The sequence below is a fragment of the Cohaesibacter celericrescens genome (assembly GCF_002866925.1).
Lineage (GTDB): Bacteria > Pseudomonadota > Alphaproteobacteria > Rhizobiales > Cohaesibacteraceae > Cohaesibacter > Cohaesibacter celericrescens.
The window spans coordinates 67,192-90,324 of the sequence record NZ_PKUQ01000012.1 but is presented as its reverse complement, the minus strand read 5'-3'; the positions used below and the strand labels follow the sequence as shown (position 1 = coordinate 90,324).

Genomic DNA, 23,133 nt, shown 5'->3' with positions numbered 1-23,133 from the left:
CGATAACCGAAATCTTCATACGTCTGTCCTTCTTTCCATCGCCAGATACTCTCGACAATTGTTCTTTCAAACAGATGTGGCGTGACGGTGACAAGGGCCGTCGCAAACGGCCCGGAGTTGGAGGCACAATCGCCCTTTTGTCATGGGGTTTCAACCTCCTCTTTGAGCACCGGTTGACAACATTCTTCAAGCCGCAGCGCCAACCTGTGTATTTTTTGCACCAATAGCGCTCATTTGAGGGCCGAATGCTATTGGTGACTATAATGTGAATGTTCCTATTCCTATTGGCGATGCAAGAGCGGCCCCGAAATGCTATGGCTAAAAAAGGATAGATTCGACCATACGCTGTGAGGGGACAATTATGGCTTTGAAAATGTGGACCAAAAACAACAGACCATCATCAAACTGGCGCGGACTTGGCTCCGCAATATTGGTGTTATCTATCTGGTCCGGCCAAGCGTCAGCATTAGAAATCAAAAGCACAGTCAGCAAAGTTGACGAAGCAGGAAAAATAGAAATTTCCCTGCCCGCTGGTGCGATGGTTTCTGTTGGTGACAAAGTGCGCATTCAAGCCTCAACAACAGCAGACACCAATGCGATCAAAACGCGCTGGACTGTTAAAGACATCAAAGAGCAGACGATCTTGGCATCGCCAGACGGGGAACCGACCAGTGTTCCCAAAGTCGGTTTTGATGCAGTAATCAATACAATTGCCGATCAGCCTGTTGAGATCAAACCGGTGGCAAAAGCTTCTGAACCGGCAGCAATGCCTGAAGTATCAGAGACGCCTGCACCAGAAACAGAAGCACCTGAAATACAAGCTCCGGCAATAGAGGCCCCAATGGCCGAAATGCCAAAAACGGTTTCAGAACCACTTGCTGTAGAAGATGTCAAAAAGCCTGATGAAGCTATGGCTACTGATATGCAAGCCATGAAACGGCAAGAGCCCGAAGCCGCCGCTGATGCCTCCCCTGACATTTCCAAAATGGGACCAAAAGACGAGGCTTCGAAATTAGCTGAAGCCCTCAAGCCTGAGGTTGACGCTGTTGTGAAAAGTGAGCAGCAAGCCGTCCCTACCGCTCCCGAACTAGCCGCTCCCCAAACCAGCCCAATAGCCCCGGAGTCAGAGGATGTAGCTCCAGCTGCTGCTAAGGGCGAGGCCGAAAAAACAGAACCCCTTGCCATCAAGCAAGAGGAGAAGATCGTCAGCACCCTTAGAGGCAATGTCGATGATTCCCCCGCCCCCGAGCTTGCCTGCGATCGGCTTGCTGCGCATCCCTTCGACCCCGACGCTGTCGTCAAAGGGGTGGATTACAAACAACTGAACGCAGAGAAAATTATCGCGGCTTGCAATGAAGCCTTGGCGGACTATCCCAGTGAAGCGCGTTTCTACACCCAACTGACCCGAGGCCTTCACAAAGCGGGCAAACTGAATGAAGCCTTTGATGCCACCAAAAAGGGAGCCGATTTGGGCAGCGCCCATTCGATGGCCTATCTGGCTGTGATGTATAAACTGGGTGAACCAATTGCAAAAGATTTAAAAAAATCACTCTTCTGGTTCGAAAAAGCGGCGGAAAATGGCAACCCCGGTGGCATGATTTTTGCCGCTGCGATGTATCGTGATGGTACAGGCACCCCGCGCGATTATAAACGCGCTGCCAAACTCTATCAGCAGGCGAGCGATCTTGATATCGCCGAGGCAATGTCGAGCTTGGCGGTCTTCTATGATCGAGGGCAGGGTGTTGAAAAAAGCCCTGAAAGTGCTGCGTCCTATTTGCTTAAAGCATTGCTTGGCGATGACAAACAGGCTCAGCAATTGCTGTTCGAAGCCTCCGGTGCCATTTCAAAAGAGACCCGCCAAAAAATTCAGACCACTTTACAAAAAGAGGGGTTCTACAAAGGCAAAATTGATGGTGACTTCGGCTCGCGAACACGCCAAGCACTCACCCGCTATCGCAGTGGTCGAAAAGGCGGATAACAGCCAAGTCTGCGGTTGGCTGCGTGTTCTACGTAGAAACGGCGTTGCCCTTCGGCAAGACAGCGGACTAGCTGAGTTGAGGGCGCTATGAAGTGGTATCTCGTTACAAGAGCAAACAACGCTCTTCGGGGCCGATGTCTTTACCTATGTTGACGTAACAGACATGGCGATCCAAGCCGATCAACTTAGCTGTAAAAGCAACCATTCGTTCACATTGGTTGCAATTGTTTTTTTACGTCAATCATCTTTTAAGATGTATGCCTTAGGGTTGAATGCAATCTAGGCGTGCGAGTATTCCTAAGTGTCATGTTGTGTGCGTGGTCATTTCCTATCACGCTTTTCCACTAAATCTTACGCTCCAACGATCTGATTCTATAATTTATCGCAGGACCAATGGGGTCTTTGCATAATTTGAAACAATAAGGTCGTGGCTTTCGGGACAAAAAAATGACGCGAAATATTCAGCGAGGACAAGATCTTATCGCTGGTTTCGATCGTAACAAAATCCGCCCCACAAGAAAACGTGGGGGGATGCTCGCAAATCTCATAACACTCATATCTGTGCTTGTTATTCTGGCTTCATTTGCCACAATCAGTTGGACTTTTATGACGGACGGGTCTCCAGCCGAAGACGTCACCGAGATTCCCAAACGCTCGAAAGAAGCCGTTCTGCTCTTTTTGCGGGAACCTAAAGCGGTTGCTCGAGATTACGATATGACCGGCAAACCACCGTATGTTGATCAGAAGAATTTCAAGATGCGCATTGATGTCAACAGAACCAAAACAGGCCTGAATGCAATTGATAGCGAACTCCACGAACGATGCACAAAGAAAATCAGCAAAATTGCTGCGGACTGGACGGTAAAAAAGGGCGTTGCCTACTTCCACTTTGAGGACGCCGAAAAATTTCTTGCCTGTTCAATGAGAACGCAGAGAAGTCGCTTTTGTGATCCCGCCTATCGCAAACGACTTGCATTGCGTTTTCAGGATTATTTGCGGGCTCGCACGGTCATTGCCAACAGATTTACAATCCATGAAAAATCCACAGCATTGATTTCAAAATTCAGCGGTGGCGACAAATCAAAAACAGGTCGGCTTGACGAGAAAACGATTAAGGCAATGCTGGAGCTAGAAGAGGGAACTTCAAAAGACCAACGGGCAAAGTCAATAAAAAGGCGTCAAACCAAGCTGAATTTTCAAGACGTAAAATCTGCCAACAAACTGACGCCAGCTCTGAGTCGGGCATTGTCAGATCTATCCGAAAAAGGCCTGTTCGGCGCCAAGGATTTCGGCACCCTTTTCTCTGAGCCACCCAGGGTTCTGGTTCCTTATCTCAAAGATGTCGCCGCACCTTGCTAAGGCAATTTTAAAACTGCTTTAGCGCAAATTGTTCGAGGATGAGAGAGACAACCTCTTTGGAACGCTGGCGATAGGCGCGATGCACCGCCAAGGCGGTCTCTATATCCCCCTGCGCCAGCGCTCTATAATGGGCCGCATGGCCCAGATCACTCGGATCGGGCAGGGGGCGCAGGTGCATCGTCATCATGTGGATTCTGCGCAATTGATCGGTACAGGTTGCTGCAATTGAAGCCAAGCGTTCGTTGCCGGACAAGCGCAACAATTCGGTGCAAAAGGCTTCATCGGTTTCGGCCCATGCAACGCGATCTCCACGCGCGACGGCGCCCGCCATGTCTTCAACCGCGTCAGCAAGAATAATCAGCTCACGCACGCTATAATGCTTGTTTGCCACTTGTTCGCTGGCGCGGGCCTCCAACGCGATCAAAATGTCATAAATATCTTCAACATCGGCAACGGATAGAGATTTTACGCGCATGCCCCTTCGGGGGCGCACGTCGACAAGTCCCTGAGCCTCAAGGATCAGTCCGGCCTCGCGGATAGGGGTGCGAGACATAAATAGTCGATCCGCAAGCTCGCTTTCGAGGTAGCTCGATCCAGCGGGCAAGGCGCCAGTAAAAATGAGATCCCTGAGGGCGTTCACCGCTCGCATCGTTTGGGAGCGGGGGAGCTCATTGAGGTTCATCGTGCGGTCCTAGGTCCGAGTTTGGTAAATGGCATGACACATTATGTGCAAAAGGAATCATAATCCCCATCCTTCCGAATGCAATCAGCGTCAAAATGACGAGCGTCTTTCATCAAAGGGCGTTTTTCTTAGGCAATCCAGAATTGTTTGGCAGGGTTTTAAATGCCGATACTGAATTTTAAAGCATATTCGCGATGGATGATAGAATTTTGCCACGCCTTAAGAGAGTTTTTGTGTGAGAAACTTGCAACTAACCGGCGCTCTTGCTCGGTCGCCTGTCCAAAAGTTATTTAAAGTGGCTCCACATAATAAAAATGCCTGCTATAACAGTCTTTAGCAGGAGTTGCGGACCAAGCGGTAAGGACGCTGCTTACCCTTAGCGCAGCAATCACGTCAGGCGATAGATCTGGATTGCTTCAATCAACGTGTTCCTTCCCCCCATACTCCTGACTTTGGGGACGGGAAGGACAGATACGGGAAGAAAAATGGCCGAATTTAAAAAAATCCTGATTGCCAACCGTGGCGAGATCGCCATCCGTGTCATGCGCGCTGCCAATGAATTGGGCAAGCGCACAGTTGCTGTCTACGCAGAGGAAGACAAATTATCATTGCATCGGTTCAAAGCCGATGAAGCCTATCGCATTGGCGAAGGCCTGGGACCGGTTGCAGCGTATCTTTCCATCGAGGAGATCATTCGCGTCGCGAAAGACTGTGGTGCTGACGCCATTCATCCCGGTTATGGCCTTTTGTCGGAAAACCCTGATTTTGTCGACGCTTGTGTCGCAAATGGCATCACATTCATTGGCCCAAAAGCCGAAACCATGCGCTCCCTTGGTGACAAGGCGTCTGCGCGTAGAGTGGCGATCATCGCCGGCGTGCCCGTTGTTCCTGCGACCGAAGTGCTGGGCGACGATATGGACGTTGTTCGGGCTGAAGCTGCGGCCGTTGGTTATCCGTTGATGCTGAAAGCCAGCTGGGGCGGTGGTGGTCGCGGTATGCGCGCGATTATGAACGAAAAGGAACTCGAAGAAAAAGTTCTGGAAGGCCGCCGCGAAGCGGAAGCCGCCTTTGGCAATGACGAAGGATATCTGGAGAAACTCATCACAAAAGCCCGCCACGTTGAGGTCCAGATCCTTGGCGATAGCCATGGTGGTATGTATCATTTATTCGAACGTGACTGCTCAGTGCAGCGCCGCAACCAAAAGGTTTTGGAACGCGCACCAGCACCCTATCTGACCGCTGAACAACGTGCCGAGGTCTGCGATCTTGGCTACAAGATCTGCAAGCACGTCAACTATGAATGTGCTGGCACCGTTGAATTCTTGATGGATATCGAAAGCGGAGCCTTTTACTTCATCGAAGTAAATCCCCGCGTGCAGGTCGAGCATACGGTGACCGAAGAAGTCACCGGCATTGATATCGTTCAGGCTCAGATCAAAATCGCAGAAGGCAAGACCATTGCTGAGGCCACTGGCAAAAACAGCCAGGATGAAATCCACCTCACCGGCCACGCCCTGCAATGCCGCGTAACGACCGAAGATCCGCAGAATAATTTCATTCCCGATTATGGCCGACTGACCGCTTATCGGTCTGCTACAGGCATGGGCATTCGTTTGGATGGTGGTACTGCCTATGCAGGCGGTGTTATTACCCGCTATTATGATAGCTTGCTAACCAAGGTAACCGCCAAGGCACCGACACCGGAACAAGCCATCGCGCGGTTGGATCGTGCCTTGCGGGAGTTTCGTATTCGCGGCGTCTCGACCAACATTGCGTTTGTTGAAAATCTGCTCAAGCACCCGACCTTCCTCAACAACACCTATACCACCACCTTCATCGACAACACGCCCGAGCTATTCAAATTCCAGGCACGTCTTGATCGTGGCACCAAGGTGTTGACCTATATCGCAGATATCACGGTCAACGGGCACCCAGAGACCAAAAACCGGCCTTTGCCTGCTGAAGGGCTGCTAAAAGCTGTGGTGCCAAAGCGCCAAACCGAAGTGCCAGCCTATGGCACCCGTAATCTGCTGGAAGAAAAAGGCCCACAGGCTGTCGCTGACTGGATGGCAGATCAGAAACAGCTGTTGCTGACTGACACCACGATGCGTGACGGTCACCAGTCCTTGCTGGCCACGCGCATGCGGTCGATTGACATGATCAAGATCGCTCCGAGTTATGCCGCCAATCTGCCTCAGCTCTTTTCTATGGAATGTTGGGGTGGGGCCACCTTTGATGTTGCCTATCGTTTCTTGCAGGAATGTCCTTGGCAGCGGTTGCGGGATCTTCGCTCGCGCATGCCCAACCTGATGACACAAATGCTGTTGCGTGCCTCCAACGGCGTTGGCTATACCAACTATCCTGATAATGTGGTGCAGAGCTTCGTCAAACAGGCCGCCGTCACCGGCATCGATGTGTTCCGTGTATTTGATTCTCTCAACTGGGTTGAGAATATGCGCGTGGCGATGGATGCCGTGTTGGAAAACAACAAGGTTTGTGAAGGCACCATCTGTTATACTGGCGATATTTTCGATCCGGAACGCGCCAAATACAATCTCAATTATTATGTCAAAATGGGCAAGGAATTGAAGGCTGCCGGTGCGCATGTTCTGGGCCTTAAAGACATGGCCGGGTTGCTCAAGCCAGCTCAGGCACGCGTGCTGATTAAAGCCCTGAAAGAAGAGGTCGGTCTGCCGATCCATTTCCACACCCATGATACCTCGGGCATTGCCGGCGCGACCATTCTAGCCGCCGCTGAAGCGGGGGTTGATGCCGCCGATGCTGCCATGGATTCCTTCTCTGGATCCACGTCTCAGCCATGCCTTGGTTCAATTGTTGAAGCCCTGCGTCACACCGATCGTGACACCGGCATCGATATCGAATCTGTGCGGGAGATCTCTGATTATTGGGAAGCGGTTCGCGGGCAATATGCAGCGTTTGAAAGTGGCACCTCTGCTCCGGCTTCCGAGGTTTATCTGCACGAAATGCCCGGCGGTCAGTTCACCAACCTCAAAACCCAAGCTCGCAGCATCGGACTGGAAGAGCGTTGGCACGAAGTGGCCCAAACCTATGCTGACGTCAACCAGATGTTTGGTGACATTGTCAAAGTGACCCCGTCTTCCAAGGTGGTTGGCGATATGGCTCTGATGATGGTAAGCCAAGGTTTGAGCCGTGCGCAGGTTGAAGACCCAGACGTTGATCTGTCTTTCCCTGAATCCGTCGTTGATATGATGCGCGGCAATCTGGGCCAGCCAGAAGGTGGCTTCCCGCCGAAAATTATCGACAAGGTGCTTAAGGGCGAAAAGCCAAACATCGAACGTCCCGGCAAACACCTTGAGCCAGCCGACCTCGAGGCGCTTCGTGCCAAGATCTCTGATGATCTTGAAGGCTTCGAGGTCGACGACGAAGATCTGAATGGCTATCTGATGTACCCAAAAGTCTTTATGGATTATATGGGGCGTCACCATCTCTACGGTCCCGTGCGGTCCTTGCCAACCAGTGCCTTTTTCTATGGCATGAAACCCGGTGAGCAGATTTCTGCTGAAATTGACCCCGGTAAAACGCTCGAAATCCGCCTGCTTGCGGTTGGAGAGACATCTGAACATGGTGATGTGAAAGTCTTCTTTGAGCTGAATGGTCAGCCACGCTCTATTCGTGTGCCAAACCGTTTGGTCAAATCGACTACGGTACAGCGGCCAAAAGCCGAGCTCAACAACCCCAACCACATCGGTGCACCGATGCCCGGTGTTGTTGCCTCAATCGGTGTTAAAGCTGGCCAAAAAGTACGCGAAGGCGATTTGCTGTTGACCATTGAAGCCATGAAAATGGAAACCGGCATCCACGCTGAACATGATGCGACGGTCAAGACTGTGCATGTCACACCCGGCAGTCAGATCGATGCCAAGGATCTGCTGGTCGAGTTTGAAGGTTAATCAGCAATCCTTTGCTGGGTAATCGATAATTAAAAGCCGCTGCGGGGATTTCCTCGCAGCGGCTTTTGTTATTGAGCTGGGCTGTGCCGTCAATTCCAACGGTACATCTGTTAGGCAACTTTCCTGACACTATGCGCTTTGGGCAGGGTGTAGAACGCCAAAAAGCGAAGAGCAACATAGCCCACCACCAAGGTGGCAATGACCAGTTCCAGACGGGCAAGCCATTGCAATTGTGCGATGGTGTCTGGTGCCACGCCCCATTTTATAAACAACCCTTGGGCCTTGAAAAGAGCGGTTGCGCCAATGACCATTGGGAAGGTAAAAGCCGCATAGGCAGGGCTAAAGGGCAGGCGCATCAGTCGCGCAAATGCCAGATAAATGACGGTTGTCATCAATAGGGCAATACCCAGCAGAAGCGCCACCAAAAGCGCGGATGGGTCTGAAGTGAAGTCCAGATATCCAGCAAGCGAAAGACTGGCAGGCGCTGCCAAAATGGCAATGGTTGGTTTTGCCCCGTCGGGGATTTCCGCACCAAAGATCAGACGATACAACATGACAGGCAACAACAGCCCATAGGTCACAAGCCCGAACCATAAAAGCCCTTGTGACAAGGTAACGAACTCGCTACTCGGGTTGGTCAGAACCGCCACAACAATACCCACTGGAGGAACAAACCAGCTGGGTACCATATGGTGCAACTCAAAGGCTTTCAGTCGCTTGACGGTAAAGGTGAACAGAAAAGCCAGATGTAACATGACCGCAAAAAGCCATAAGGCATCAGCTGGCAGGCCGCCGATCGCTTTGGAGACCACCATGGTGGCCATTGCAAAGGTCGGCACGACGCTGCCAACAACGGGATGGGCGAGATCGGCGACCAGCAGGCGCGGGAAGAGGACGAATTTTACCGCCAGAAGGATCAGCAGCCCCCCAGCGAAAGCAGCCCCCAAAATTTGGGCTTGTCCGGAGAAAAGGCCTGTGTTTTCCCAACACCAACCAAGACTGCCTATACCCAGTGCCAGACCGGCAATAGGCGTGGGGATATTTGAAAATCGTTGCAGGAATTGGGGCATCTTATCTCTACATTTCTTGTTGATTTAAGGCACCATAGATTGTGCTGTTTGTTTGTGATATCTAAATGATTGGAACCAATTGTATAGAGAAACTATATGCCTTCTATCCAACAACTCCGTGTTTTTGCCGCTGTTGCCCGCTATGAAAATCTGGGTGACGCATCACAAGATGTGTGCCTGAGCAAGGGAGCCGTCTCTCAATCCCTTGGCGAACTTGAAAAGCGCCTTGGCACCCCCTTGTTCGACCGCGTTCACCCGCGTTTGAAACTCAATGACCAAGGGCGACAGCTGCAAGTGCTGGCCGAGGATATTTTGGATCGAATGCAAGATATCCGCCATTTGTTTGATCAGGGTGGAGAGCCGGTTGGTGCGCTGCGCATTGGGGCAAGCCAAACCATTGGCAACTATCTCTTACCCCGCCTGTTGTCTGGCGTATCCGGATTAGAGGCGAAGGTTCAAATTCACAATACCTATGATTTGTGCGAGATGTTGAGCCGTTTTGAACTGGATCTGGCCCTAATCGAAGGCCAAAGTCATCACGCCGATCTGACCACTGAAATCTGGCGTGAGGACGAGATGCTGCTTGTCGTGCCACCCGATCATGCTTTGGTTAGGAAGGGGGCATGCCACTTATCTGATTTGAGCAATTATAATTGGGTTCTGCGCGAAGCACATTCAGGCTCTCGCGAGCAATTTGACCAAAAGATTGCCCCTCATATCGGCACGGTCGGGCGCATTATGGAATTGAATACCTTAGAGGCCGTTATGCTTTCGGTCGAGCAGGGGCTGGGATTGACTTTTGTCTCAAAACTCGCCGTTGAGGATCGTCTCCAACAAAATCGACTGGCACATGTGGCGCTCAATCAGCGCTATACCCGCAGTTTAATGTTTGTTTGGCACCGGCAAAAATTCCACAGCGCCTTGCAACGTCACTTTATCTCCTATGTGCGGCAGCATTGATAATTTTTATCTCAAAGGGCCACACTAATTAGGTCTGTCAAACAAACAAGTCAGTGGCTGGATGGGGATTTCAGATGACAGTGGCTTGGAATTTCTGGCAAGATACAAGCATGAGCACGGGTTCTGTAACCATCAGAACTGGCAACAAGAATAATGACTGGGAGTTTTTATGAAACTGGCAATTATCGGACTGGGCATGGCGGCGCAAGCCCATGTGGCAGCACTCCAAGAGCTAAAGAACCGCATTGAGATTTCCGGAATATATATGCGCAGCGAGGCGAAACGTCAGGCCACAGCCGACGATATGCAAGTGGCCGCTTTTGCAAGTCTTGAAGCCATCGCTGCGGACGATGAGACCGATGCTGTTTTGATTCTTACGCCGCCCAATGCACGCCGACACATTGTCTCGATGATGGCTGCAGCTGGTAAACACATTCTGTTGGAAAAGCCGATTGAACGCGATCTGGACACAGCCAAGGAGCTGGTCGAGATGGCCGAGAAGGCTGGTGTTTTAATGGGCATGGTGCTGCAACATCGGGTCCGGCAGGGGGCTCTAAGTCTGGCAGCACTGCTCAAAGACGGTGCTTTGGGTGATATTGCCATGGTCCGCACGAATGTGCCTTGGTGGCGAGGGCAGGATTATTATGATCAGCCGGGCCGCGGCACGTTTGCACAAGATGGCGGGGGCGTTTTGATCACGCAAGCGATCCATGTGCTTGATTTGACCCTCTCTTTGTGTGGGCCTGTCCGGTACGTTCAGGCGATGCTAGGCACCACGGCTGTCCACGATACAGAGGTGGAAGACTTCGCCACAGCTGGTCTTGTTTATGAAAATGGCGCAATTGGTTCCATCTGCACCACCACTGCTGCGTTCCCTGGAGAAGCTGAATCGATCTGTATCGACGGAACACTGGGCTCGGCCAAACTGGAAGGCAGCAGCCTGACTCTGCATTGGCGTGACGGGCGGTTTGAAGAACAGATTGAAGAAGGCGGGTCTGGCGGTGGTGCGGACCCAATGGACTTCCCCTGCGATTGGCATCGGGGCATTATCGCCAACTTCGCCGATGCCGTTGAAGGCAAAGCCGAGCTGATTGTCTCCGGGCGTGAAGCGCTGGAAGTGCACCGGCTTATTGATGCCTTGATGCGTTCGAGCGCGTTGGAAGGTCAGCGCGTGGCGCTGCGTGCGCTCTAGGGCTGTCGCTCTGCATGGAATTCACTGGCAAGCCAGAAAGGCGTTGTGTCAAGGTTAGTATTGCCTCGGTTTGCCAGTGAAATGATGATCCATCAATGTGCGATATCACTGGAAACTGTTGGTTTTCGGCCCTGCGCATTTGTGAGATCAGGGGCGCATTCGGTCTGGATTTATGTCGCAATCAGACCACGAGAGCGAAAAATTTCCCGTGCGGCTTCGGTCTCGCTCGGCGATGGAGTGCGCAAGTCTTTCAGCTTATACTCCATGCCCAACTGGTCCCACTTGGATGACCCAAGCTGGTGGAAGGGCAGAACTTCAACCATTTCAATGATATCACCCAAGCTGGCAACATAATCAGCCATCCGCTCGATTTCGTCCTGCGCATCGCTCCATTCGGGCACCAACACATACCGAATGCGCGTTTTTTGCTTTAGCCGCACCATGCGCTGGGCAAAGTCCAGTGTTGGCTGCAAGGCTTGTGCTGTTAGTGCTTTGTATTTGTCCGGGTCGATATGTTTGATATCGAGCATCACCAGATCAAACGCGTCAAACCAAGCGTCATCGACATTGGTATGCAAATAGCCTTGCGTGTCCAGCGCCACATGCAACCCGAAGCGATCTTTGATGGCTTGCGCGGCTTCACCAACAAATTCGGCCTGCATCATTGGTTCTCCACCCGAGAAGGTGACACCGCCGGCAAATTTGAGAAAGCTGGCGTAGCCTTTGATTTCCTTAAGCACCGCATCGATATCGATATAGGTGCCGTTGTGTAGCTTCCATGTATCCGGGTTGTGGCAATAGAGGCAGCGGAAAAGGCAGCCGGACATGAAGAAAACAAAGCGCATGCCCGGTCCATCGACAGCCGCCCCCGATTCCATAGAATGAAGGAAGCCATGGCTGGAATGCTTATGGACATCTTGCAGATGGGTTTCGTTCATACTGATGGTCAAGGCTGGTTCTCCGGTGTCGGGGAGCTTGTTGGTTTATACTTATATTTTCTTATGAAGAGAGCCGAAAAGCAAGGCTTTCCGGCTCAACTCATTCGCCATTTAAAGAACTGTCTTAGATCTTTGATAGCAATTCTTACATACTGCCGTGGAAGGTGCGGCTCAACACATCAAGCTGCTGTTCGCGGGTCAGTTTGACAAAGTTGACGGCATAACCGGATACACGCACCGTCAGCTGCGGATATTGCTCAGGATGCTCCATGGCATCTTCCAGCGTTTCGCGGCTCAGCATGTTCACATTGACATGGAAGCCACCAGCATCTGTAAAGCCATCCAGACAGTTGGCAAGGTTGCGGATCTGCTCATTGTCGTTGTGACCCATCGAGTCTGGAGTGGCCGAAGCTGTCCAGCTGATGCCGTCCTGTGCATACTCGTATGGCAGTTTGGCAACCGAAGCGCCAGCAGCCACAAAGCCTTTTTTGTCACGACCATTCATTGGGTTTGCACCCGGTGCGAATGGTTCACCTGCGCGGCGACCACAAGGGGTGTTGCCGGTTTTCTTGCCGTAAACCACGTTGGACGTGATGGTCAGGATCGATTGTGTAGGCATCGCATCGCGATAGAAGTAAGGCTGTGCTGCCACTTTTTTCATGAAGGCTTCAGTCAACCAAACCGCAATGTCATCAACACGATCATCATTGTTGCCGAAGGCTGGATAGTCGCCATCGATTTCATAATCAACGGCCAAACCGGCATCGTTACGGATGACGTTGACTTTGGCATATTTGATAGCGGCCAAAGAGTCAGCTGCGATGGACAGACCGGCGATACCACAAGCCATTGTGCGCAGGATGTCACGATCATGCAGAGCCATTTCGATGCGCTCATAAGCATATTTGTCGTGCATATAGTGAATGGTGTTCAGCGCTTTGACGTAGGTTTTGGCCAACCAGTCCATGGACTTGTCGAATTTGGCCATTACTTCGTCATAGTCAAGAACGTCAGCTTTGATCGGGTCCAGACCTTCAGCAATTTTTGCACCGCTCTTCTCATCCAAGCCACCGTTGATCGCATATAGCAGGGCTTTTGCAAGGTTAGCGCGGGCGCCGAAGAATTGCATCTGTTTGCCGATTGCCATGGCGGAGACACAACATGCAATGCCGTAGTCATCACCCCATTTTGCGCGCATCAAGTCATCATTTTCATACTGGATGGCACTGGTGTCTTTAGAAACTTTAGCGCAGAAATCTTTGAAACCACGTGGCAGTTGGCTGGACCACAGAACCGTCAGGTTAGGCTCTGGTGCGGGACCCAGATTGTAGAGGGTGTTGAGGAAGCGCAGAGAGTTTTTGGAAACCAGTGTGCGACCGTCGTTGCCCATGCCGCCCAGAACTTCGGTTACCCAAGTTGGATCGCCGGAGAATAACTCATCATATTCTGGAGTGCGCAGGAAGCGAACAATACGCAGTTTGATGACCATATCATCAATCAATTCCTGAGCCTGTTCTTCGGTCAGGATACCCGCAGCCATGTCACGTTCGATATAAATATCCAGGAAGGTCGAGGTGCGACCAAAGGACATTGCCGCGCCATTCTGTTCTTTCACAGCGGCGAGGTAAGCCAGATAGGTGAACTGGATGGCGTCTTTGGCGGTATTGGCTGGTTTGGCCATGTCGATACCGTATTTCAAGCCCATTTCGCGCAATTCGTCCAATGCACGATATTGTTCACTGAGTTCTTCACGCAGGCGGATTGTGTCCATGTCGAACACGGCATCATTGAGTTCGTCGAATTCAGCTTTTTTGGCTTCTTTGAGGAATGCGATGCCATAGAGGGCAACCCGACGATAATCGCCGATGATACGACCACGGCCATAAGCATCAGGAAGGCCGGTGATCACACCGGATTTACGTGCCGCAAGGATATCGGGGCTGTATACGTCAAACACGCCTTGGTTATGGCTTTTGCGGTGTTTGGTCCAGATTTCATGAACCTGCGGGTCAGGCTTGAACCCAAAGGCTTCCATGCCGCCTTCAACCATACGCAGACCGCCATTGGGCATAATTGCGCGTTTGAGAGGGGCTTCTGTTTGCAAGCCGACAATCAGTTCCAGCTCTTTGTTGATATAACCAGCGTCATGAGCCGTGATGGATGTGGGGACGGCAGAAACATCCAGCACACCTACTTTGCGCTCGGCTTTCAACAATTCACCCAATTGCTCCCAAATCTGCTTGGTGCGGTCGGTCGCATCGGCCAGAAAACTGTCATCACCTTCATAAGGCGTATAGTTGGATTGGATGAAACCACGTACGTCTACTTTTTCGCGCCACTCGCCTTCAGAGAACCCCTGCCATGGATCGGCTACGATGGGTTTGTCACTCATGAAATTCATAGTTAGTTTCCTCACATATCAACGAGTGGAACTGCGTTCCAGAAGAGTTGTCGTCGCGACTTTCATCGCCATTTAGATACAGCTTCCCCATTGCGAGCAGCACTAGCCGCCCGATTGCATCGGGTGAGAAGCCGGGATTTATGCAAGCTCGAGCAGGGAATTTACAAAACCTCTTTGGTTTTTATCGCGCTTCGAACTTACCTTTCTAAAGTAGTATATAGGAAAGTTATACCCGAAGGCAATCAATATGGTTGGATTTCCGTTTTGAAAAAGCTCTTTGAATCAAATGTTTACTAGCTGGAATGATCGATTTGCAGTAAACGCATAGCTCAATGGGGAGATGGGAGGGGAAAATTCATGCCGGACAAGGCGGTAAATTGACTGAAAAATTCCGTATTAACCCGTATATTCGAATGATTTTGACCTATGTCAAATGTGATCGAAGGAATCAGCCGCGTTTGTATTTTTGGTCATCATCCGCATGACGCGCATTTTTTAAAGGTTTATATCTGACCGATGCCAATCGGACATGCGGGATAACATGCGGGATAAAAAGCAGCTTTGCCTTAAAGCTGTTGTCCCTTCTGTCTTGCTGTTCTTGAGTGTTCTAGAATTTTTAAAACGCTTTGTGGGTCGTCTCGGCCCCGACCTGGGTGCTCTCAGCTTCGTTAAAGGCACCTGTCATCGAAGTAAGGTTGTGATGCAGATATCTGGCGCGTGGCTTTGGCACATTATTCTATATAGGCCAGAATTTACGCGACAATCTGTCCGCATTGAAAAGGGCTGGCGGCGTGATATGCCATGTAAGCAGCAGGAAAGTCCATTTACCGATTTGAATAAGTAATACTTAATGTCGCTATGAGAAACTCGTTTATGGGAGGTAAACATGAAACTCAGATCTCTTCTACTTGCCACAACAATCATTCTGGCTCCTTTATCTGCAAATGCCGCTGACAAAACTGTCGGCTTCTCTCAGATCGGTTCTGAATCAGGCTGGCGCGCGGCCGAAACCACTGTCACCAAGCAACAGGCCGAAGCCCGTGGTGTCACTTTGAAATTTGCTGATGCTCAGCAAAAGCAGGAAAATCAGATTAAAGCCATCCGCGGTTTTGTTGCCCAAGGTGTCGACGCAATTTTGCTGGCTCCAGTTGTTGCAACTGGCTGGGACGAAGTCCTGGAAGAAGCCAAGGAAGCTGAAATTCCGGTCATCCTACTCGATCGTACGGTTGACGCTGAAAAGTCACTTTATATGACGGCCGTGACATCTGATCTGGTGCATGAAGGTGAAGTGGCAGGCAAATGGCTCAAAGACGAAGTTGCGGGCAAAGACTGTAACATCGTTGAACTTCAAGGCACGACCGGGTCATCTCCTGCGATTGATCGCAAAAAAGGATTTGAACAGGGCATTGCCGGTGCTGATAATCTGAAAATCGTTCGTAGTCAGACCGGCGATTTCACCAGAGCACAGGGTAAAGTTGTCATGGAAAGCTTCCTGAAGGCTGAAGGTGCCGAGAATATTTGCGCCCTTTACGCTCACAATGACGACATGGCCGTTGGCGCGATTCAGGCGATTAAGGAAGCGGGAGCCAAACCGGGCACAGACATCTTGATCGTGTCCATCGATTCTGTGCCAGACATCCATCTAGCTATGGACGCAGGTGAAGCCAACGCAACTGTTGAGCTCACGCCAAATATGGCTGGCCCGGCCTTCGACGCTTTGGAAGCCTATTGGAAAGACGGCACCCTGCCAGCCAAATGGGTTCAGACTGAATCCAAGCTTTACACGCTCAAAGACGACAACAAAGCGATCTATGAGTCCAAGAAAAGCCTTGGTTATTGATCTTCTGACGTCGTGAATATGGCAGGGGATGGTATCATTTCCTGCTGTATCCATTAAGCGCAACAGTCCTTGCTTGCTGTCGCATTGGTTCCGTCGATGTTGCTTATACAAACTGTCGCAGCGTTGATCAGGCCAACGGAAATTGAGCATTCTGTGCGATGTGCCGGATGCTCTGGGATTAGACCCAGGATCACATTATGCCCAATACGCCAGAGCCCGTGCTACTCGCAACCGGCATTTCAAAATTCTTTCCCGGCGCGATCGCCTTGGACGACGTTTCTTTGTCGCTTTATCCCGGCGAAGTGCACGCCCTGTTGGGCGAAAACGGCGCGGGGAAATCCACGCTCATCAAATGTCTGACCGGAGCCTACAAAAAGGATTCCGGCACCATCTTGCTCGAAAATGTCGAAGTCAGCCCGAAAAACCCGCAAGACAGCCTGTCGCACGGAATTGGTACTGTCTATCAGGAAGTCAATTTGCTGCCCAATCTCACCGTGGCAGAAAATCTGTTTCTGGGATGGCAGCCCACCAAACATGGTTTGATAGATCAACGGGAAATGGTGCGGCGTTCACAAGACATTCTGACCGAATTTGGCTTGGATGTTGACCCCACGCAGTTGCTGTCGAGCTATTCCATTGCTATTCAACAAGTCATCGCCATAGCGCGCGCCGTGGAACTGGCCGGTAAAGTCCTGATCTTGGATGAACCGACCGCCAGCCTCGACAGAGATGAAATTGAAATGCTTTTCACGGTGGTCCGCCGCTTGACCGCGCGTGGCATGGCTGTCGTATTCATTACCCATTTTCTTGATCAGGTGTTTGAGATTTCTGACCGTGCCACCGTGTTGCGCAATGGCCGCGTGGTTGGTACCCGTATTCTGTCAGAAGTGACGCAGACGGAAATCATCACGCTTATGCTCGGCCGCCATCTCGCTGCGGTCAAAGAGGAACGCATCAAAAACAAGCCCGGTGACGTGCTGCTCTCCCTGCGAAATTATGGCCGTCGTGGCACTCTTGAGCCGTTTGATCTGGACTTGCGCGAAGGGGAAGTGGTGGGGCTGGCCGGTTTGTTGGGGTCAGGTCGCACCGAAACCACAAAGCTAATCTTCGGGGCCATTGTTGCGGACCGGGGCACCGCAGAATTGCGGGGCAAGGGCATCAAGCTGGACAACCCACGCACCGCCATTGGCAACAAATTTGGCCTGTGTCCGGAAGACCGAAAAATAGAAGGCGTCGTCGGGGATTTGTCGGTGCGTGAGAATATCATTCTTTCATTGCAGGCCCGCCGCGGTTGGACGCGCCCCATCTCAAAGGCCCGTGCAGAAGAAATAGCCCAAGACTATGTCAAGAAACTGGACATTCGACTGGCCAGCCTCGATATGCCCATTCGCCTGTTGTCTGGCGGTAACCAACAAAAAGCCCTTCTGGCACGTTGGTTGGCGACTGACCCTGATTTGTTGATATTGGATGAGCCGACACGCGGCATTGACGTGGGTGCCCATGCCGAGATCATTCAGCTGATTCAGGAGCTGCGTCAAGGTGGCATGGCCATGATCGTGGCTTCTTCCGAGATGGAAGAATTGATCACTTATTCGGACCGTATCATTGTGCTGCGGGATCGGCGCCAAGTGCGTGAATTGCAGGGCGACGCCATATCCATCAACTCTATTATTTCTTCCATCGCAGAAGAGGAGGCTGCCCAATGACAGGCACGACGCTCAAACGCATCGCGCCTCAGCTGATTATTCTTGCTGTGGTGCTGTTGTTGAATTTCATCGTCTTTCCCGACTTTTTCTCCATTCGATTCCAGCATGGTCGCATGTTTGGCAGCGTAATCGACGTATTCAATCGCGGTGCCCCAACTGCATTGCTGGCCATTGGTATGACGCTGATTATCGCGACCAAGGGTATTGATCTCTCGGTGGGAGCCGTGATGGCCATCGCAGGCGCGGTGGCAGCAAGCGTTGTGACAACTGGAGCAGGCTGGGTGCCCGCCGTGCTGGCTGCTATGGCTGCCGGTCTGCTGTGTGGCCTCTGGAATGGCTTGCTGGTTGCCATTTTCCGTGTTCAGCCAATTGTTGCAACGCTTGTTCTCATGGTGGCAGGGCGAGGGGTTGCCCAGCTCATCACCGAGGGCAAGATCATGACCTTTCTCAACCCCGGTTTGATCCACATCGGTGCAGGCACAGTGTTGGGCATTCCCACGCCGATCCTGCTTTGGATTTTTATGGGCATCACGGTGACGCTGATCGTACGGCGCACCGCGTTGGGCATGCTCATCGAAGCCATCGGCATCAATGAAATATCTTCAAGGCTGGCGGGCATCAATTCCCGTGTTCTACTTGTTACTGTCTATCTGATCTCTGGCTTTTGCGCATCGCTCGCCGGTATCGTAGTGGCAGCAGACATTCAGGGCGCCGATGCAAACAATGCCGGTCTGTGGATGGAACTGGATGCTATTCTGGCCGTGGTGATCGGCGGCAATTCTTTGTTGGGCGGGCGCTTTTCGATCGTCGCCTCGCTGCTGGGAGCCCTCATCATTCAGTCCGTCAATTCGGTCATACTGCTGTCAGGCATGCCGCCCGAATTCAATCTTGTCATCAAGGCTCTGCTCATCATCGCCATTCTGTTTATCCAGTCTCCAGCGGTCAAACACGCGATCTATTTGTTCCGTGCTTCGGCAGAGCCAACATTCAAAGATGAACCGGTGGTCAAAGAAAACGGTGCTGAAAAGGAAAGCGTGTCATGATTAGATCTCCAAGGCTGCCGCTCTATATCACCATTGCAACCTTTCTGCTCGCTTATGCCTTGTGCGTGTGGCAGTTCCCGACCATGCTATCGACCCGTGTTATCGCCAACCTGCTGACCGACAATGCCTTTCTGGGCATCACAGCCGTTGGTATGACCTTTGTGATCTTGTCGGGCGGGATTGATTTGTCGGTTGGTTCCGTCATCGCCTTCACCGGCGTGTTTCTTGCCGTGATTTTAAGAGAAACCGCCATCCATCCAATGCTGGCTTTTCTGCTCGTGCTGTGCGTCACGGTGGCGTTTGGGGCGGCAATGGGGGCGATTATCCATTTTCTCGAGATGCCGCCCTTTATCGTCACATTGGCGGGCATGTTTCTGATGCGCGGGCTGGCCTATGTTCTGTCAACAGACTCGGTGCCGGTCACGCATGAATTTTATGATGTGCTACAGTCCATCTACTGGAAGGCACCTGGTGGCGGGCGTTTCCGCCTCATCGGTGGCGTGATGCTTCTTGTCTTCATTGGCGCCATGATGGTTCTGCACCGCACCCGCTTTGGTAAAAATGTCTATGCTATGGGGGGGGGCGTTCAAACGGCCCAGCTCATGGGAGTGCCCATTGCATCAACCACCATTGGTATTTATGCCATGTCCGGTGGTCTGGCCGGCCTTGCAGGAATCGTCTATTCGCTCTACACATCAGCAGGATATTCCCTGGCAACAGTCGGCGTTGAACTTGACGCAATCGCTGCCGTTGTCATCGGCGGAACACTGTTGACGGGGGGGACGGGATTTGTCGCAGGGACCCTTTTCGGAATTCTAATCATGGGGCTGATTCAGACCTATATCGTCTTTGACGGAACATTATCGAGTTGGTGGACAAAAATCGTGATTGGCGGGTTGTTGTTTACCTTCATCATGCTGCAAAAGGGCTTGGGTTGGGCAACGACGGCAAGAAGAAAACCAACGACAGAATTCGCGACGCGCTCATGAGTCTAACCACCGCTAGCGGTGCGTCTCAACAGGCGTTCAGCAACACATCCAACGTTGTTGATCAGCTTGGCATGGCCATCGTCTCGGGTGACTATGCCGAACGAACGATGATTCCGCTCGACCCCGATCTGGAAGAAATGTTTGGTGTATCGAGAACGGTCATTCGCGAAGCTAAGAAAACACTTGTTGGCAAAGGTTTGCTGCAATCAAAAGCCAAGGTGGGCACCCGTGTTCGCCCGTCTTCTGACTGGTCGATGTTTGATCCCGATGTTTTGCGCTGGCATGTGTCGCTGCGCAATGCGGGGCCATTCCTTGACGAGCTGTTCGCAATCCGCATGGTGTTCGAGCCTGCTGCTGCTGCTTCCATGGCTGAACGGGCCGAAGCGAGAGAAATCGATATCCTTTCTCGGCAATGCAAAATTTTGCAGAATGCCAGTGATCGGTTGTCCTATGCTGTCGCCAGTTCTGATTTTCATAAAACCATATTGCATTTTTCCGGCAATCGCTTTCTGTCTTCATTGGGGGAAATGGTGCAGACCGCTTTCTTCTCGGTTGTTAGTCGAGATCTCGCTGAAAATGACGGCAAATGGCTGATGCTGGACCGAAGTAAGGCTGGGCAGGACTATGCCCATGTTGTTGATGCCATCGCTGCGCGGGATGCAAAACGAGCTGAAAAAACTATGGCCATTGCTGTGCAGGAAACAAAAAAACTCCATATGTAATCAGCTGTCTAGACCATTTGCTCGGCCTAGGCACTGGAGCCGGTTTTCTCGCTTCTGGTTTTAGTCTTCTGCCTTTCGAACGCTCTGGCGCAATCATGCGATTGCCTCTAATATCCGGCGAACAATCATCCAAACATAACATTGATCAGGAGCGCATTATGGCTGGCTCGTCCTTTGGGTTTTTAACTGCAGCAGACATTCGCTTTGGCCGTGGCATGGCCCTTGCGGGTGTGAAGGATCTCGCCAATTTGGGGGCGCCGCTGCTGCTGGTTCATGGCAGCAATAGCAAACGCGCTGACTGGCTGCGTCTGGCGCTGTTGGATCAAGATATTCAGGTACAGTGCTTTGCAGTCGCTGGTGAACCGGATATTGAAATGATCACGAAGGGTGTCGAACAGGCGCGTGCTGGTGCCATTGCTGCCGTTGTTTCATTGGGTGGAGGGTCGGTGGTGGATGCTGGCAAGGCGCTCGCTGCGCTCATTCCCGCAACCCGCCCCATGCTTGATCACCTCGAAGTTGTCGGGCAGGGGTTGCCTTTGGACGTTGCTCCACTTCCATTTGCTGCGTTGCCAACGACGGCTGGAACGGGGGCCGAGGTGACAAAAAACGCGGTTTTGTCCGTTCCTGAAGCCAGACGCAAGGTGTCACTGCGTGACTCGCGAATGTTGCCCGATATTGCCATTGTTGATGCAAGCCTGACCGACAACCTGCCTCGATCAGTGACACTCGCCAGCGGGCTGGACGCCGTCACCCAAGTGATCGAACCCTATCTGTCGTGCAAAGCCAATTGGCTTACCGATGCCCTTTGCCGTGATGCCATTCCGAAAGGCTTGGAGGCGTTGGCCACACTCATGCAGACAGAAGCCCCCGCAGCTCGCGATGCGCTGGCGTGGACCAGTCTTGCTGGCGGGTTGGCATTGGCTAATGCTGGTCTGGGGGCAGTGCATGGACTTGCAGGAGTTTTGGGCGGGGTCACGGGTGGTGCGCATGGTGCACTCTGTGGCACGCTGTTGCCACATGTTTTGGCAAGCAATCATGCCAGGCTGCATACGCTTGCAGAGGAGGCGCCGCTTCTTGCGCGCTTTGATGAGGTGCAACATTGGATCGCTGCGGCAATTGATTGCGATCATGAGCAAGCGTTTGAGAGCCTGAAAGCCTGGTCTGCAAACCTTGGCCTGCCCGCATTGGCGCAATTGGGTTTGGACAAGGAGCAAATCCCGTCCATCGCCAGTGCGTCTCTGGTATCGTCTTCTATGAAAGGCAACCCCGTGCCTCTCTCCCAGAGTGACCTTGAAGGCATCCTGTTTGCGGCATTATGAGATGTAATGCGTACCGCCGTTAGGCCGTTTCCGCATCTTTGGCCATCTGATTGCTCCGGTGGATTGAATAGAGACCGGCTGCAACGATCAATGCCGCACCCAGAATGGTCGTCCATATCGGTAATGTACCGAACACCAGAAAGCCGATCGGGATCGACCATACAATTTGCAAATAGGTGAAAGGCTGAATTTCACTGGCAAAGGTCAACGACAACGCCTTGATCACACAGAAATGCGCGAATGTGCTCCCAAAACACGCCAAAGCAAGAAGCAGCCAGTTGATTTCTCCCCAAGGAGGAATATTTGGTATCCCCATGACAGTGCTCATAACCACACCAATCACACCGGCATAAAGGAACGACGTCAAGGCATCATCATAGCGACTGGCCATGCGGGTGAACAGCTGATAGACCGCAAACGAGCTGGTAGCAGCAAGCCCGATCAGGCCGCCCGTGCCCCATATATTTCCCGTTGGCTGCATGATAATGACAAGGCCGGCCATCCCGACAAGCAGAGCGACCAAACGCCGCCAGCCGACACTCTCCCCAAGGAACATCGCCGCCAAGGCGGTCACCATCAGTGGATGCACCATGATAAGTGTGGTGGTTTCCGCCAGTCCCAACATGCCGAATGTTATGATGATCAGGGCGATTTCGGTAAACAGCAGAACACTTCGGATCAATTGAACCAAGGGGTTGCCTGAGCGAAAGCTGCCAACCAGTCCCTTTTTGCTCGACGTAGCCCAGACCAAAGCAACAACCAGATGAAACCAATAGCGCGCCATCATGATGAACCAGACCGAGTGATCAACCACCAGTGTTTTGGATACAGCATCCCCCGCAGCAAAGATGATCGTTGCGAGAATGGCAAACATTATCCCAAGTTTACGATTGGATTGGGCAGCTGTCATTGGGGGGGGCTTTCTATTTTGGGAGAAGACCGGAATAGAAACTCGATTCGGTTTTGCAAAAAGGGGCAGGCCATGCACACCGGCGATACCTA

The 23,133-nt window shown here is 51.9% G+C and carries 17 protein-coding genes; 12 read left to right on the top strand and 5 right to left on the bottom strand.

Features of this window, described 5'->3' with window-relative positions:
- From C0081_RS23380 to C0081_RS06965, 3 genes are all read left to right on the top strand, one after another.
- A partial coding sequence (locus tag C0081_RS23380; RefSeq protein ID WP_210200424.1) for a hypothetical protein occupies positions 1–227 on the top strand: 227 nt, incomplete at its 5' end.
- Positions 228–361: 134 nt separating this feature from the next.
- On the top strand, positions 362–1,978 hold the full coding sequence (locus C0081_RS06970) for a peptidoglycan-binding protein (RefSeq protein ID WP_101533095.1): 1,617 nt from the start codon (positions 362–364) through the stop codon (positions 1,976–1,978).
- A gap of 447 nt (positions 1,979–2,425) precedes the next feature.
- A complete protein-coding gene (locus C0081_RS06965; RefSeq protein WP_101533094.1) occupies positions 2,426–3,337 on the top strand; it encodes a hypothetical protein in 912 nt (303 codons plus the stop codon).
- Positions 3,338–3,344: 7 nt separating this feature from the next.
- On the opposite strand, the gene C0081_RS06960 is transcribed toward C0081_RS06965, so the two are convergent.
- Positions 3,345–4,019: a GntR family transcriptional regulator gene (locus C0081_RS06960; protein WP_101533093.1), complete on the bottom strand. Its 675-nt coding sequence runs from the start codon at positions 4,017–4,019 to the stop codon at positions 3,345–3,347.
- 485 nt (positions 4,020–4,504) lie between these two features.
- Here C0081_RS06960 and C0081_RS06955 point away from each other — a divergent pair, with 485 nt between their 5' ends.
- Positions 4,505–7,951: a pyruvate carboxylase gene (locus tag C0081_RS06955; RefSeq protein WP_101533092.1), complete on the top strand. Its 3,447-nt coding sequence runs from the start codon at positions 4,505–4,507 to the stop codon at positions 7,949–7,951.
- Positions 7,952–8,061: 110 nt separating this feature from the next.
- On the opposite strand, the gene C0081_RS06950 is transcribed toward C0081_RS06955, so the two are convergent.
- Positions 8,062–9,021: a TDT family transporter gene (locus C0081_RS06950; RefSeq protein ID WP_101533091.1), complete on the bottom strand. Its 960-nt coding sequence runs from the start codon at positions 9,019–9,021 to the stop codon at positions 8,062–8,064.
- A 96-nt stretch (positions 9,022–9,117) separates the two neighbouring features.
- On the opposite strand from C0081_RS06950, the gene C0081_RS06945 reads away from it, so the two are divergent.
- Both C0081_RS06945 and C0081_RS06940 read left to right on the top strand, forming a co-directional pair.
- Positions 9,118–9,981: a LysR family transcriptional regulator gene (locus tag C0081_RS06945; RefSeq protein WP_101533090.1), complete on the top strand. Its 864-nt coding sequence runs from the start codon at positions 9,118–9,120 to the stop codon at positions 9,979–9,981.
- Between the two features lie 169 nt (positions 9,982–10,150).
- Positions 10,151–11,173 carry a Gfo/Idh/MocA family protein gene (locus C0081_RS06940; RefSeq protein ID WP_101533089.1) on the top strand — a complete coding sequence of 341 codons (1,023 nt, stop codon included), beginning with the start codon at positions 10,151–10,153 and terminating at the stop codon, positions 11,171–11,173.
- A gap of 170 nt (positions 11,174–11,343) precedes the next feature.
- On the opposite strand, the gene pflA is transcribed toward C0081_RS06940, so the two are convergent.
- Positions 11,344–12,123 carry a pyruvate formate-lyase-activating protein gene (gene pflA, locus C0081_RS06935; RefSeq protein ID WP_210200423.1) on the bottom strand — a complete coding sequence of 260 codons (780 nt, stop codon included), beginning with the start codon at positions 12,121–12,123 and terminating at the stop codon, positions 11,344–11,346.
- A 133-nt stretch (positions 12,124–12,256) separates the two neighbouring features.
- Positions 12,257–14,512, bottom strand: a complete 2,256-nt coding sequence (gene pflB, locus C0081_RS06930) for a formate C-acetyltransferase (RefSeq protein WP_101533087.1) — start codon at positions 14,510–14,512, stop codon at positions 12,257–12,259.
- Positions 14,513–15,398: 886 nt separating this feature from the next.
- Between pflB and ytfQ the strand changes: the two genes are divergently transcribed.
- The 6 genes from ytfQ (at position 15,399) to C0081_RS06895 (ending at position 22,131) form a co-directional block, all read left to right on the top strand.
- Complete coding sequence (ytfQ, locus tag C0081_RS06920) at positions 15,399–16,352, top strand: galactofuranose ABC transporter, galactofuranose-binding protein YtfQ (protein WP_101533085.1); 954 nt, start codon at positions 15,399–15,401, stop codon at positions 16,350–16,352.
- A gap of 197 nt (positions 16,353–16,549) precedes the next feature.
- Positions 16,550–18,058, top strand: coding sequence for a sugar ABC transporter ATP-binding protein (locus C0081_RS06915; protein WP_101533084.1), 1,509 nt, complete (start codon positions 16,550–16,552; stop codon positions 18,056–18,058).
- Complete coding sequence (locus C0081_RS06910) at positions 18,055–19,101, top strand: ABC transporter permease (protein ID WP_101533083.1); 1,047 nt, start codon at positions 18,055–18,057, stop codon at positions 19,099–19,101. Before C0081_RS06915 ends, C0081_RS06910 begins: the two co-directional genes overlap by 4 nt.
- Positions 19,101–20,090, top strand: a complete 990-nt coding sequence (gene yjfF / locus C0081_RS06905) for a galactofuranose ABC transporter, permease protein YjfF (RefSeq protein WP_101533105.1) — start codon at positions 19,101–19,103, stop codon at positions 20,088–20,090. Before C0081_RS06910 ends, yjfF begins: the two co-directional genes overlap by 1 nt.
- Positions 20,087–20,812, top strand: a complete 726-nt coding sequence (locus C0081_RS06900) for a FadR/GntR family transcriptional regulator (protein ID WP_101533082.1) — start codon at positions 20,087–20,089, stop codon at positions 20,810–20,812. The genes yjfF and C0081_RS06900 overlap by 4 nt, the downstream gene beginning before the upstream one ends.
- 95 nt (positions 20,813–20,907) lie before the next feature.
- Entirely contained in the window at positions 20,908–22,131 is a 1,224-nt protein-coding gene (locus C0081_RS06895) for an iron-containing alcohol dehydrogenase (RefSeq protein ID WP_210200422.1), read from the top strand.
- A gap of 19 nt (positions 22,132–22,150) precedes the next feature.
- Here C0081_RS06895 and C0081_RS06890 read toward each other — a convergent pair whose 3' ends face one another.
- Complete coding sequence (locus C0081_RS06890) at positions 22,151–23,041, bottom strand: DMT family transporter (protein WP_101533081.1); 891 nt, start codon at positions 23,039–23,041, stop codon at positions 22,151–22,153.
- Between the last annotated feature and the right edge of the window lie 92 nt (positions 23,042–23,133).

Bases quoted from the DNA above. Each gene is read 5' to 3' on its own strand.
- C0081_RS06970 (WP_101533095.1), top strand. From the start codon at position 362: ATGGCTTTGAAAATGTGGACCAAAAACAACAGACCATCATCAAACTGG.
- C0081_RS06965 (WP_101533094.1), top strand. From the start codon at position 2,426: ATGACGCGAAATATTCAGCGAGGACAAGATCTTATCGCTGGTTTCGAT.
- C0081_RS06960 (WP_101533093.1), bottom strand. From the start codon at position 4,019: ATGAACCTCAATGAGCTCCCCCGCTCCCAAACGATGCGAGCGGTGAAC.
- C0081_RS06955 (WP_101533092.1), top strand. From the start codon at position 4,505: ATGGCCGAATTTAAAAAAATCCTGATTGCCAACCGTGGCGAGATCGCC.
- C0081_RS06950 (WP_101533091.1), bottom strand. From the start codon at position 9,021: ATGCCCCAATTCCTGCAACGATTTTCAAATATCCCCACGCCTATTGCC.
- C0081_RS06945 (WP_101533090.1), top strand. From the start codon at position 9,118: ATGCCTTCTATCCAACAACTCCGTGTTTTTGCCGCTGTTGCCCGCTAT.
- C0081_RS06940 (WP_101533089.1), top strand. From the start codon at position 10,151: ATGAAACTGGCAATTATCGGACTGGGCATGGCGGCGCAAGCCCATGTG.
- pflB (WP_101533087.1), bottom strand. From the start codon at position 14,512: ATGAATTTCATGAGTGACAAACCCATCGTAGCCGATCCATGGCAGGGG.
- ytfQ (WP_101533085.1), top strand. From the start codon at position 15,399: ATGAAACTCAGATCTCTTCTACTTGCCACAACAATCATTCTGGCTCCT.
- C0081_RS06915 (WP_101533084.1), top strand. From the start codon at position 16,550: ATGCCCAATACGCCAGAGCCCGTGCTACTCGCAACCGGCATTTCAAAA.
- C0081_RS06910 (WP_101533083.1), top strand. From the start codon at position 18,055: ATGACAGGCACGACGCTCAAACGCATCGCGCCTCAGCTGATTATTCTT.
- C0081_RS06900 (WP_101533082.1), top strand. From the start codon at position 20,087: ATGAGTCTAACCACCGCTAGCGGTGCGTCTCAACAGGCGTTCAGCAAC.
- C0081_RS06895 (WP_210200422.1), top strand. From the start codon at position 20,908: ATGCGATTGCCTCTAATATCCGGCGAACAATCATCCAAACATAACATT.
- C0081_RS06890 (WP_101533081.1), bottom strand. From the start codon at position 23,041: ATGACAGCTGCCCAATCCAATCGTAAACTTGGGATAATGTTTGCCATT.